Below are 12,338 nucleotides of genomic sequence, written 5' to 3' on the forward strand. Positions count from 1 at the left end.
GCGAAGTGATCTTCTGACGCGGAGGCGGGACGACATTGGTTCCTCCGTAGCTCGGACAATCCATATGTTGCGCGCCACAACAAACTAGCTCCACGGCCGGGTGTCCCAGGTCACAATCAGGCAACGACCGGCCGTCGAGTACCTTCCACGAGTGCGTTTCGTTCTCGCGTCCCAGTCCCCCGCCCGCCTCGGCGTCCTGCGTTCCGCCGGCTTCGACCCGAGCGTCGTCGTGTCCGGCGTCGACGAGGACGCGGTCGCCGCGTCCCTGACCGATCCGGCTCCCGAAGAGCTGGTCCGCGCCCTCGCCGCCGCGAAGGCCGAAACGGTTTTCGAGACGCTCGGCGGGCACGGTGACATGGTCATCGTCGGCTGCGATTCGATGCTGTCGATCAACGGCGAAATGGTCGGAAAGCCGATCACGCCGGAAGCCGCGCGCGAGCGCTGGGCGTCGATGGCGGGCAAGACGGGTGAACTCCTGACGGGCCACTCGATCATCCGCGTCGAGAATGGCGTGAAGACGAAAGAAGCGTCCGGAACCGAAGGCACCACCGTTCGGTTCGGCACGCCGTCGCAGGAAGAGATCGAGGCGTACATCGCTTCCGGGGAACCGCTTCAGGTGGCAGGCGGATTCACGCTCGACGGACTCGGCGGCTGGTTCATCGAGGGAATCGACGGCGATTTCTCGAGCGTCATCGGAATCAGCCTCCCGTTGACCCGGCGTTTGCTGGCCGAGGTCGGCGTGAGCGTCGTCGAACTGTGGACGCGTCCCGCATCCTGAGACGACTCCCACACGATCGGGTGATCCGGAAGAGTCCTGCTTCGCCGAACGTTCTTCACGTTCGGGAAATCAGGAAACCTTCACGCACCGGAGTCGCCCCGTGTCTTTCATTCGGACCTACACAAGGCCAAAGGTCTTCGCGGCGGCGGTCCTCGGCTCGCTCGTCGTGGGCGCCCTGCTCGGCGTGCTCGCCAGGACGACCGAGGCGAGCTGGCTGACCGACCTGCTCGACCAGATCGGCACCATCTTCACGACGCTGCTGCAGATCGCGGTGATCCCGCTGGTCTTCACGGCGATCGTGGTCGGGATCAACAGTCTGCGCAATCTCGGCGGCGGCAAGAAGGCCGCGCGGCTGGGTGGCAAGACCGTCCTGTGGTTCGCGATTACCTCGTTCATCGCTTCGCTGATTGGCATCGCCGTCGCGAAACTGTTCAACCCGGGCAGCGGCGGTCTCGGCGAAGGCGTCGCCGCGACGGCGAAGAACGCGGACAAGGCCACCAAGAGCGTCGACAACTGGGGCTCCTGGAGCGCCTTCATCGAAGGTTTCCTGCCGAAGAACTTCTTCGCGGCCTTCAGCGAGGGCTCGACGCTTCAGGTGCTGTTCCTCGCCGTGATCATCGGCGCGGCCGCCTACAGCCTCGGCGACAAGGCCAAGCCGTTCGTCGACTTCACCACCAGCGTCTTCGAGATCATCCAGCGCTATCTCGGCTGGATCGTCCGGCTCGCCCCGATCGGCATCGTCGGCCTGATCGGCGCCGCGGTCTCGAACTACGGCGACGCCCTGTTCCGGCCGCTGTTGTCCACCACTCTCGCGGTGTACGCCGGCTGCTTGCTGGTGCTGCTGGTGGTCTACCCGATCCTGCTTCAGTTCGTGGCGAAGGTCAGCCCGCTGAAGTTCTTCTCGAAGGCCGGCACGGCGATCCAGTTCGCCTTCGCTTCGCAGTCTTCGGCGGCGACGCTGCCTCTCACCCGGCAGTCCGCCGTGAACCTGGGCGTTCAGCCCGCGTACGCCGCCTTCGCGACTCCGCTGGGCAGCGCCACGAAGATGGACGGCTGCGCCGCGGTGTTCCCCGCGATCGGCGCCATCTTCATCGCGAACCTCTCCGGCGTCTCGCTGAACATCTGGCAGTACGTCGGGATCGTCGTGGTCGCCGTGCTCGGCGCGCTGGCCACCGCGGGCACCACCGGCTGGCTGACCGCGCTGACCCTGACCACCGCGTTCATCGGGCTCGACGCGCAGCAGGTGGCGCTCGGGATCGCGCTGATCTACTCGGTGAACCCGATCATGGACATGATGCGGACCGCGACCAACGTGGCGGGCCAGATCGTCGTGCCGGTGGTCGTCGCGCGCAGCGAAGGTCTGCTGGACGACGACGTGCTCAACTCGCCGACGGACCCTTCGCCCACTTCCGATGGCGAAGCGGCTACTACCTCTAAGAGGGAGCCTGCCGCCGCAGGCGCTTGAGGTTCCAAAAGTCCGTGAAGGCCTCCTTCACTACCCTCAAGGTAGTGAAGGAGGCCTTCACGGACTTCAGGCTCCGAGGACCGGCCGCCACCCACGCTCTCACTGGGGGCAGGCCCGCAAATCCGCCTTCGTCAGCCGCACCTCCGGCCATCCCCTCAGCTCTGACGGCGCGGTGTACCGGCGCGTGCAGCCCACCGAACCGCGCGCGACGTCGTAGACCTCCGCGAGCACCGGCGCCGCCTGGCACCGCGCCGAGCCGGACTGCGCGCCGGGGCATTCGTGCCGCACGACGATGACGTCCGCGATCCCGTCGGCGGTCACGTCGGTCAGGGCGATCGTCCCGGCGTCGGAGAAATACGGCTTCCCGGTGTCCCGCCAGATCCCGCCGCGCGCGACGAACAGCTCGCCCGCCGAGCCGCCGCCCACTTCGCCACGCACCAGGCACACCGGCGTCGTGCCGTCGACGCACCGCAGAGAATCGCCCTTCAGGGTGACCCCCATGTCGTTGAGGATCAGCGGGTACACGGTGTCCGCCCCGATCCGGACCACGCCCTGCTTCCCCGCGTCGTCGGCCAGCAGCACGACGGGCAGCCCGCCGACGGTCATCGCGCCGATCTCCCGGCAGGCGGAGTCGCCGCAGTCGACACCGGGCGGGTGCGGGGCACCGTCGGAGACCGGAGGCACGCCGGGGTCACCGGCGGGCGCCGGTGCGGCGGGGCGGAGCAGGACCACGGCCACGATCACGCCCGCCGTCACCACCACCGCCAGCAGCGCGGTGAGCAGCACGGATCGCGGGGCCCGCGCTTCCTGAGTCCGCATATCCGAGAGCGTAAGTGATCTAGCGCAGAGTGCACGTCTATGTTGTTCCTGTGACGAATCCCGGACTGCCCCCAGCACTGTTCCTCCCGACGGCGAAAAAGCCGAAGGACTACACGAGCGCGGAGATCGAACTCCGGGCGACCAAGGACGGCCGGATGGCGCTGATCGCCTTCAGTTCCGTGCAGCGACTGGTCGAGTGCTGCGGTCCGCATCAGCCGTGGGCGCTGGTCAAATCCGAGCACCTCGGCCGGATCCACCAGGCCCAGCCGTACGACCTGATCGTGCTCGATTCCGACCTTCCGGAAGAACTGCGGCACCGCGAGGCGCTGGTATAAACAAAGGTCACTGGGTGGCCTTGCTCTCACTAATCGGGGCGGGAACTTCCGTAAACTGCTGCGGAGCCGCATCGGGGCGGCCCGACGTGCGAACGCAGGAGGTACGGCGTGACCGAGCAGGCCGGCACAGGTGGTCCGGTGACCAAGATCCTGATCGCGAACCGCGGGGAGATCGCGGTACGGGTGATCAGGGCGGCGAAAGACGCCGGGCTGACCAGCGTGGCCGTCTACGCCGACCCCGATCGTGACGCACCCCATGTCCGCCTCGCCGACGAGGCCTTCGCCCTCGGCGGCACCACCGCGGCCGAGAGCTACCTCGTCTTCGACAAGCTGCTCGACGCCGCCAAGCGGTCGGGCGCGGACTCGGTCCATCCCGGCTACGGGTTCCTCTCCGAGAACGCGGACTTCGCCCAGGCCGTGATCGACGCCGGGCTGACCTGGATCGGGCCGAGCCCGCAGTCCATCCGCGACCTCGGGGACAAGGTCACCGCGCGCCACATCGCGCTGCGCGCCGGAGCTCCGCTCGTGCCCGGTACGAAGGACCCCGTCGCGAACGCCGACGAGATCGTCGCCTTCGCCGACGAGCACGGCCTGCCGGTCGCGATCAAGGCGGCGTTCGGCGGCGGCGGCCGCGGGCTGAAGGTCGCCCGCACCCGCGAGGAGATCCCGGAGCTCTTCGAATCCGCGACCCGCGAGGCGATCTCCGCGTTCGGCCGCGGCGAATGCTTCGTCGAGCGCTACCTGGACAAGCCGCGCCACGTCGAGGCGCAGGTACTGGCCGACCAGCACGGCAACGCCATCGTCGTCGGCACCCGCGACTGTTCGCTGCAGCGCCGCCACCAGAAGCTGGTCGAAGAGGCGCCCGCGCCGTACCTGACCGACGAGCAGCGCAAGCGCATCCACGAATCCGCGAAGGCGATCTGCAAGGAAGCCGGCTACTACGGCGCCGGGACCGTCGAGTACCTCGTCGCCGTCGACGGCACGATCTCGTTCCTCGAGGTCAACACGCGTCTGCAGGTCGAGCACCCGGTGTCCGAGGAGACCACGGGCCTCGACCTCGTGCGCGAGATGTTCCGGATCGCACGCGGCGAGAAGCTGCGCGTCACCGAGGACCCGGAACCGCGCGGCCACTCGATCGAGTTCCGCATCAACGGTGAGGACGCCGGCCGCGGTTTCCTGCCCGCGCCCGGCACCGTGACGAAGTTCGTCGCGCCGAGCGGCCCCGGCGTCCGCGTCGACTCGGGTGTCGAGTCCGGCAGTGTGATCGGCGGCCAGTTCGACTCCATGCTCGCGAAGCTGATCGTCACCGGATCGGACCGGCAGAACGCGCTCGAGCGCAGCCGCCGCGCCCTGGCCGAGATGGTCGCCGACGGGATGGCGACGGTCCTGCCGTTCCACCGCGTGATCGTGGAAGACCCGGCCTTCGTCGGCGACGAGAACGGGTTCAGCGTGCACACCCGCTGGATCGAGACCGAGTTCGACAACAAGATCGAGCCGTTCGTGGCACCGGAAGCCGCCGAGGCCGAGGACGAGGCGCCGCGGCAGAACGTCGTCGTCGAGGTCGGCGGCCGCCGTCTCGAAGTGTCGCTTCCCGGCGGTTTCTCGCTTGACGCCGGTGGCGGCGGCGGGACGGCCGTGAAGGCCAAGCCGCGCAAGCGCGCGGGCGGTACCAAGGCGGCGGTGAGCGGCGACGCGGTCACCGCGCCGATGCAGGGCACCATCGTCAAGGTCGCCGTCGAAGAGGGCCAGCAGGTCGAAGCGGGCGAGCTGGTCGTCGTGCTCGAAGCGATGAAGATGGAGAACCCGGTCACCGCGCACAAGGCGGGCACGGTCACCGGCCTCGCGGTCGAGGTCGGTGCCGCGGTGACGCAGGGTACCCAGCTGTTCGAACTGAAGGACTGATCCACCGGCACGTCTCAGTGAGTCCATTGTGGACTCACTGGGACGTGCGGACCGGCAGGCCGCGAAAAGACTGACGGATGTCGTGGTTGACGGGGCCTCACCCGGCCTACCATCACCAGGGTGAGCGAGGTTCCGTCTCCGCGGCTGCGGATCAGTGACCAGGATCGCGAGTCCGCGCTGGCCGCGCTCGGCGAGCACATGACCGTCGGCAGGATCGACATCGACGAGTTCGGCGATCGATCCGCCCGGGTCACGGCCGCCAAGACCCGCGGCGAGCTGTCCGAGGTCTTCGCCGACCTCCCCGAACCGCATCCGCGCTACGACACGCCCGGGACCGGACCGGAGAAGCCGGCATCGCCGTGGGCGGGCATCTCCCCGGCGCAACGCGTCCTGGGCGCGCTCCTGCCGATCCTGTTCATCGCCACCATCGCGCTCATCATCACCACCGATATCACCTGGTGGTTCATCCTCGTCCCGATCGGGATCAGCGCCGTCGGCGAGGGCATCTGGGGCAAGGGCTGGGAGAACTCCCACAAGAAGCTCGGCAAGCAGCGCCGACGGGAGCTGGACGGCTGATCCGCCCGTAGACTCGGGACGTGAGTGCCGAGAGACCGGACATGCGGCTGAGCGACGCCGAACGCCAAGACGCGCTCGAAGCGCTGGAGGAGCATGTCCGCACCGGTAGACTCGACCTCGACGAGTTCGGTACGCGGTCGGCGAAGATCAGCGCGGCGAGGATGGCCAGCGAGCTCGAACCGCTGTTCACCGACCTGCCCTCGCCTCGCCCGAGCGCGCTGCTCCCCCTGCCGCCGATGCCCGGTGTCGCACAGGCGTCCGCGAAGAACGAGGCCCAGCCGTCCAAATGGCTGACGGCCAGCGCGGTGCCGATCGCCGCGGCGGTCGCGATCGCGTTGTTCTTCTTCACCCGGGGGACGTTCCTCGTCTTCCTGCTGCCGCTGGCGGTCGCGCTGATCATGAGCCGCCGCCGCTAGACAACCGAAAGCCCGGTTCGCGCGTGTCCTCGGTACAGATCTGGGGAAATGGGGACGAACATGATCGTCAAGTCCAGAGTGCGCGCCGGGGCCCTGCTCGCCGCCACCACCATCGGCATGACCGTGCTGGCCACCGTGCCCGCGAGCGCGGCGGAAGGACACTGGGAGGCCACTTTCCTGACCTTGCCCGCGGGCAGCGAACTTTCGCGGGGCTTCGTCACCGGCGCGGACGGGCACGGCGGCTACGCGGGCGCCTTCCCCATCGGCGGCACCTCGCAGATCGTCACCTGGAAGAACGGCGCACCGACCGTCCACGGGGTACCGGCCGGCTACGAATGGGCGATGGCCTGGGACCAGAACGGGTCCGGCACGGTGGTGGGCGACGCGTCCGACTACGACACGGGCGACACCAGGCCGTTCGTCCTCGACGCGAACGGGTTCCGGGTCCTCCCGGTCCCGACGGGGTTTTCGTACGTCTACGGCGTGGCCGTCAACGACCAGGGTGACGTGGTCGGCAACGCCCACAAGAAGGACGATCCGGACGGCACCCGCGCGGTGCTGTGGCGGGCCACCGCCACCTCGTCCGGTCCCGAACTGCTTCCCGCGGGGCTGCTGGCGACCGACATCGACGATGACGGAACGGTCCTGCTGAGCCGTCTCCACAACGGCGGTTTCGTGTGGAAGAACGGCGCCCTCACCGAGGTCACCGCCCCCGCCGGATACGAGTCCGTGACCGTGCGGGCCATCAACGCCGGCCGGATCGTCGGGAGCGCCTACGACCCGGCGATCCGGGATTCGCAGGCGTTCGTGTGGAGCACGCCGTCCACCGCGGAAGCGCTGCCCGGTGGCGTGTACGGCGTCGACCTCAACTCGCACGGGCTCACGACCGGGCTGGAGCCGGCTCCCGAGCCGATCATGAACCGCTCGGTGACCTGGCAGGGCACCGAGCGAACCGGGCCTTTGCCGACCCCGGCGGGCTTCGGTCGGGCGCAAGGCCGGGTCGTCTCGGAGGACAGGACGATCGCGGGAATCACGTCGGACAAGCCGCTGGACGAGGGCGGCACGCCGGTGGTCTGGCACTACGTGCGGTGATCTCCGGCCGGGGTGGTCCGCGTGCGGTCCACCCCGGTCTGGTTACCCTCGAAGAGTGGAACCGGTGGAGATCAACGCGGGCGAGTACTACCTGCGGCAACTGCGGGCGGACAAGGCCCTCGACGACCGTCCGGCGCTGGTCGCGGCCTTCGCCGATCCGACGCACCGTAAGTACGTCCTGAACTATCGCCTGCGCGACCTCGACGAGGCGACCGAGTACGTCGCGCTGCGTGCCGCCCAGTGGGCGGGTGACGAGCGCTGTTCGTGGGCGGTGGCCGAACCGACGACCGGGGATCTGCTGGGCGAGGTCGGTCTGCGGGATCTCGATCTCGACGCCGGGTACGCGGAGGCGTCGGTCTGGGTGCGCGCGGCGTCGCGGGGCAAGGGCGTCGCGAGCACCGCGCTCAACGCCGCCCTGCGCTTCGGTTTCGGCGGGCTCGGGCTGCGCGAGGTCAGTTACCGCTACGAAGAGACCAACGAGGTGTCCGCTTCGGTCGCCCGCAAATGCGGGTTCACCCTGGTCGGGCCCGAACTGGAGCCGGCCCCGACCGGGGAACGCCTCATCCGCTGGCGCCGCCGCAATTAGTCACCTACTTGTCTGGGCGCTCCCCGGCGCCGGACTTCGATCGCAGGCAAGTAGGTGACTAATTGCGGCGGGTGGTCAGAAGGGGTAGGTGGGCGGCGGGTTCCGGACGGTGACCCATCGCGTCTCGGTGAAGGCCTCGATGTTCGCCGCCGCGCCGCCGAAGCGGCTTCCGGTGCCCGAAGCGGCGACGCCGCCGAAGGGGCTGTTCGCCTCGTCGCTGACGGTCTGGTCGTTGATGTGCACGATCCCGGTCGGGACGCGGTCGGCCAGCTCCAGTCCTTTGAGGACATCGCGCGTGACGATCCCCAGCGACAGCCCGTACTCGCTCGCCGTCGCGAGACGGACGGCCTCCTCCGCGTCGGAGAACCGCACGACCGGGGCGACCGGGCCGAAGATCTCCTCGGCCACCGCGGGCGCCGTCGACGGCACGTCGGCGAGCACCGTCGCGGCGTAGAACAGCCGGTCGTATTCGGCGCCGGCGGCGACCCTCGCTCCCGCCGCGACGCTGGCCGTGACCAGCTCGTGGATCTTGTCCCGCTGCCCGGCGTCGATGATCGGCCCGAGCGCCACCTCGTCCCGCGCCGGGTCGCCCACGCGCAACGCGGCCGCCTTCGCCGCCAGCCGCTCGACGAAATCGTCGTAGAGCCGCTCGTGCACCAGGTGCCGCCCGGTGGTCATGCAGATCTGGCCCTGGTGGAAGAAGGAGCCGAACGCGGCGACTCCGGCGGCTTCGTCGACGTCCGCGTCGTCGAGCACGATGAGCGCGGAGTTCCCGCCCAGCTCCAGATGTGCCCGCTTCAGGTGCTTTCCGGCGAGTTCGCCGACCTTGCGCCCGGCGCCCGTCGACCCGGTGAACGAGATGACCCGGACCGCCGGATGCGTCACCAGCGTCTCGCCGACGTCGGCACCGCCCGGCAGCATCTGCAGCACCCCCGGCGGCAGACCCGCTTCCTCGAAGATCCGCGCGAGGACGACGCCACCGGTGACGGCGGTGCGCGGGTCCGGCTTCAGGATGACGGCGTTCCCCAGCGCGAGCGCCGGGGCGACCGACCGGATGCCCAGGATGATCGGCATGTTGAACGGCGAGATCACCGTGACGACACCGGCCGGGACGCGGCGCGCCATCGAAAGGCGCGGCTCTTCGCTCGGCAGGAGCTCGCCGTACGGGCGCCCGGGCAGCGCCGCCGCTTCGTAGCACTCCTGCTCCGCGACGTGCAGCGAAAAGCCCGCGACTCCCGGCACGGCGCCGACCTCACGGACGTTCCACCAGCGGATCTCGTCGGCGTGCTCGGACCACAGTCGCGCCGCCTTGCGCAGGACAGCGGCGCGCTGGACGTGCGGTGTCGCCGCCCAGGCCCGCTGCGCCTCGGCCGCCGTTTCCGCCGCTTTCGCGGCGTCTTCGGCCGAGGCGATCCCCACGCTTCCCAGCACCGCTCCGGTCGCGGGCTCGGTGACGTCTCGGGTGCCACCGGTCCCGGGCACCCAGGAACCTCCGGCGAAGATCCGGTCCGTCCACGTCGACGAGTCGAGAAACACCACAAGGCCGCCTTCCGTCTCTGGGACGGCCGACGCTATGCCAGGTTCACCGGATCAGGCAACGATCCTTGCGCGCGTGGCACACCACGTGGCAGGGACGATCAACTCACCGGTTCGATGATCCCCGAGCGCGCTTCCGGCGCGGCCGAGCGCAACGCGTCGGCGGCCTCGTCGCTCGGCTGCGACTGGGACTCCCGTTCCGCGTCGACCCGCGCCTTGTACACCTCGACTTCGCGCTTCTCCTCGTCCTTCGACCAGCCGAGCACCTCGCCCACCAGCGTGGCGACCTGCGCGGCGCAGTCGACGCCTCGGTGCGCGTACTCGATCGAGATCCGCGTCCGGCGCGCGAGCACGTCTTCCAGGTGAAGCGCGCCCTCGTGGCTGGCCGCGTAGACGACCTCGACACCGAGGTAGTCCGGAGCGTGCTCCAGCGGCTTCAGCAGTTCCGGCCGTCCTTCGCCGAGCGCGAGGACCTCGTGCACCATCGAGCCGTACCGGTCGAGCAGATGACGCACGCGGTACGGGTGCAGCCCGTGTTCGCCGGCCAGATGGTCGGCCTGGTTGACCAGCGCGTGGTACCCGTCCGCGCCCAGCAGCGGCACCTTGTCCGTGATGGACGACTGCGGCCTGCCGGGCAGATCGACGGCCGCGGCGTCGACGGCGTCGGCCGCCATCACCCGGTACGTCGTGTACTTGCCGCCCGCGATCGCGACCAGTCCCGGCGCGACACGCGCGACCGCGTGCTCACGGGAAAGCTTCGACGTCTCTTCGCTTTCCCCGGCCAGCAGAGGCCGGAGACCCGCGTAGACACCTTCGATGTCGTCGTGCGTCAGCGGTGTCGCGAGCACGGTGTTGACGTGTTCGAGGAGGTAGTCGATGTCGTGCTTCGTCGCGGCGGGATGCGCGAGGTCGAGGTTCCAGTCGGTGTCGGTGGTCCCGACGATCCAGTGGTTGCGCCACGGGATGACGAACAGCACGGACTTCTCGGTGCGCAGGATCATGCCCGATTCCGAGACGATCCGGTCGCGCGGGACGACGATGTGCACGCCCTTGCTCGCCCGCACGCGGAACCGGCCGCGGCCACCGGAAAGACGCTGCAGCTCGTCGGTCCACACGCCGGTGCAGTTGACCACCGCGGAGGCGTGGATCTCGGTCTCGCGGCCGTCCTCGACGTCGCGCACGCGGACCCCGGAAATACGGTCCGCCTCGCGGAGGAAACCGACCACCTGGGTGGAGGTGCGCACCACGGCGCCGTAGTGCGCGGCGGTGCGGGCGACGGTCATCGTGTGGCGCGCGTCGTCGGCTTGCGCGTCGTAGTAACGGATCCCGCCGATCAACGCGGACCGCTTCAGCGCCGGGACCATCCGCAGCGCGCCCGCGCGGCTCAGGTGTTTCTGGCCGGGGACCGACCGCGCGCCGCCCATCGTGTCGTACATCAGCAGACCGGCCGCGGTGTACGGGCGCTCCCAGACCCGGTGGGTCAGCGGGTACAGGAAGCTGACCGGCTTCACCAGATGCGGGGCGATCGTCGTCAGCATCAGCTCGCGTTCCCGCAGAGCTTCCCGCACCAGACCGAATTCCAGCTGTTCGAGGTAACGGAGCCCGCCGTGGAAGAGTTTGCTGGACCGGCTCGACGTGCCCGAGGCGAGGTCGCGCGCTTCGACGAGGGCGACCCGCAGGCCGCGTGTCGCGGCGTCGAGCGCAGTGCCCGCCCCGACCACTCCGCCGCCGATGACGACGAGGTCGAACTTGTCCTCACCCAGCCGCTGCCAAGACTCTTCCCGCTTGAGCGGTCCCAGCCTGGCGGGGCTGTTTTCGGCTTCGCGCTGAGAGCTTGCCACGTGACATTCCTCCTTGGTGCCGCTGTGACTCCAGCATCGCACGATCGGCCGCGACCGGTCCGTTATGCGGGTGACACGTGTGGCGTAACCCTCGTCGATCTTGGAAGGATCGGTTCGCAAGACACCTGGAAGGAACAAATACGCGACGGTAACGTGCCACGGACGTGGGTCGGCAAGGGCGCCGTAGCACACCGTGTTCGACCCTGCGCGGAATGTCCAAAGTGGAGGTCAAGCGGTGAGTGCAGGAGCCATATTCGTCTGGGAGCTGCTGGGAACGGCGGTCCTGATCCTGTTGGGTAACGGCGTGGTCGCCAACCACGTGTTGCGCAAGAACAACGGCCACAACGGCGGCGTCGTGATGATCACCCTCGGGTGGGCGTTCGCGGTCTTCGCCGGTGCCAGCATCGCCGCGCCGAGCGGCGCGCACCTGAACCCCGCGGTGACGCTGGGCCTCGCCATCGCGGACAAGACGAAGTGGGCGGACGTCCCGATCTACTTCGCCGGGCAGCTGGTCGGGGCGATCCTCGGTGCCGTGCTCTGCTGGGCCGCCTACAAACTCCAGTTCGACGACCACCCGCAGCGCGACGAGACGCTCGGCATCTTCTCGACCGCGCCGCAGATCCCGAACAAGGTGTGGAACCTCGTCACCGAGATCATCGGCACCTTCGTGCTGGTCGCGTGGATCCTGCTCAGCCCGGTCTACGCCAACGCCACGGCCGAGGGCGGCACGCCGAACTTCGGCAACTCCGCGCTCGGTTACGCGGGTGTAGCGTTCGTCGTGCTGGTCATCGGCCAGTCCCTCGGTGGCCCGACCGGTTACGCCATCAACCCGGCCCGAGACCTCGGCCCCCGCATCGCGTACGCGTTCCTGCTGCCCATCAAGAACAAGGCCAACCCGAACTGGGGCTACTCCTGGGTCCCGGTCGCCGGCCCGCTGGTCGGCGGTGCCCTGGCCGCCCTGCTGTTCCTCGCCGTCCACAACCTCACCTGAG

General features: G+C 69.2%; 12 protein-coding genes. 9 read left to right on the forward strand and 3 right to left on the reverse strand.

Annotated features, from left to right (window positions below; translation table 11 throughout):
• Nucleotides 1-151 precede the first annotated feature (151 nt).
• Complete coding sequence (locus CVV72_RS24365) at nt 152-778, forward strand: nucleoside triphosphate pyrophosphatase (RefSeq protein ID WP_219145965.1); 627 nt, start codon at nt 152-154, stop codon at nt 776-778.
• A 100-nt stretch (nt 779-878) separates the two neighbouring features.
• Nucleotides 879-2,243, forward strand: a complete 1,365-nt coding sequence (locus CVV72_RS24370; protein WP_219145966.1) for a dicarboxylate/amino acid:cation symporter — start codon at nt 879-881, stop codon at nt 2,241-2,243.
• Between the two features lie 99 nt (nt 2,244-2,342).
• Here the strand turns inward: CVV72_RS24370 and CVV72_RS24375 are convergent, their stop codons facing one another.
• Nucleotides 2,343-3,029, reverse strand: a complete 687-nt coding sequence (locus tag CVV72_RS24375; protein WP_219154091.1) for a hypothetical protein — start codon at nt 3,027-3,029, stop codon at nt 2,343-2,345.
• A gap of 83 nt (nt 3,030-3,112) precedes the next feature.
• Here CVV72_RS24375 and CVV72_RS24380 point away from each other — a divergent pair, with 83 nt between their 5' ends.
• The 6 genes from CVV72_RS24380 to CVV72_RS24405 all read left to right on the forward strand — a co-directional run bounded on the left by CVV72_RS24380 (nt 3,113) and on the right by CVV72_RS24405 (nt 7,969).
• Complete coding sequence (locus CVV72_RS24380; RefSeq protein ID WP_219145967.1) at nt 3,113-3,397, forward strand: SAV_915 family protein; 285 nt, start codon at nt 3,113-3,115, stop codon at nt 3,395-3,397.
• 108 nt (nt 3,398-3,505) lie between these two features.
• On the forward strand, nt 3,506-5,299 hold the full coding sequence (locus tag CVV72_RS24385) for an acetyl/propionyl/methylcrotonyl-CoA carboxylase subunit alpha (protein ID WP_219145968.1): 1,794 nt from the start codon (nt 3,506-3,508) through the stop codon (nt 5,297-5,299).
• A 120-nt stretch (nt 5,300-5,419) separates the two neighbouring features.
• Nucleotides 5,420-5,875 (forward strand): DUF1707 domain-containing protein, encoded by a 456-nt coding sequence (locus CVV72_RS24390; RefSeq protein ID WP_219145969.1) that lies wholly within the window; start codon nt 5,420-5,422, stop codon nt 5,873-5,875.
• A 41-nt stretch (nt 5,876-5,916) separates the two neighbouring features.
• Nucleotides 5,917-6,291, forward strand: coding sequence for a DUF1707 domain-containing protein (locus CVV72_RS24395; RefSeq protein ID WP_219154092.1), 375 nt, complete (start codon nt 5,917-5,919; stop codon nt 6,289-6,291).
• A 60-nt stretch (nt 6,292-6,351) separates the two neighbouring features.
• Nucleotides 6,352-7,383, forward strand: coding sequence for a hypothetical protein (locus tag CVV72_RS24400; protein WP_219145970.1), 1,032 nt, complete (start codon nt 6,352-6,354; stop codon nt 7,381-7,383).
• Nucleotides 7,384-7,438: 55 nt separating this feature from the next.
• Complete coding sequence (locus CVV72_RS24405; RefSeq protein ID WP_219145971.1) at nt 7,439-7,969, forward strand: GNAT family N-acetyltransferase; 531 nt, start codon at nt 7,439-7,441, stop codon at nt 7,967-7,969.
• 75 nt (nt 7,970-8,044) lie between these two features.
• Here the strand turns inward: CVV72_RS24405 and CVV72_RS24410 are convergent, their stop codons facing one another.
• Nucleotides 8,045-9,508, reverse strand: a complete 1,464-nt coding sequence (locus CVV72_RS24410; protein ID WP_219145972.1) for an aldehyde dehydrogenase family protein — start codon at nt 9,506-9,508, stop codon at nt 8,045-8,047.
• Between the two features lie 98 nt (nt 9,509-9,606).
• Complete coding sequence (locus CVV72_RS24415; RefSeq protein WP_016331323.1) at nt 9,607-11,346, reverse strand: glycerol-3-phosphate dehydrogenase/oxidase; 1,740 nt, start codon at nt 11,344-11,346, stop codon at nt 9,607-9,609.
• A gap of 235 nt (nt 11,347-11,581) precedes the next feature.
• Here CVV72_RS24415 and CVV72_RS24420 point away from each other — a divergent pair, with 235 nt between their 5' ends.
• On the forward strand, nt 11,582-12,337 hold the full coding sequence (locus CVV72_RS24420) for an MIP/aquaporin family protein (protein WP_219145973.1): 756 nt from the start codon (nt 11,582-11,584) through the stop codon (nt 12,335-12,337).
• The last annotated feature ends 1 nt before the right edge of the window (nt 12,338 follow it).

This window comes from Amycolatopsis sp. TNS106 (genome assembly GCF_019330265.1).
Classification (GTDB): domain Bacteria; phylum Actinomycetota; class Actinomycetes; order Mycobacteriales; family Pseudonocardiaceae; genus Amycolatopsis; species Amycolatopsis lurida.

Bases quoted from the DNA above. Each gene is read 5' to 3' on its own strand.
- CVV72_RS24395 (WP_219154092.1), top strand. From the start codon at position 5,917: ATGCGGCTGAGCGACGCCGAACGCCAAGACGCGCTCGAAGCGCTGGAG.
- CVV72_RS24400 (WP_219145970.1), top strand. From the start codon at position 6,352: ATGATCGTCAAGTCCAGAGTGCGCGCCGGGGCCCTGCTCGCCGCCACC.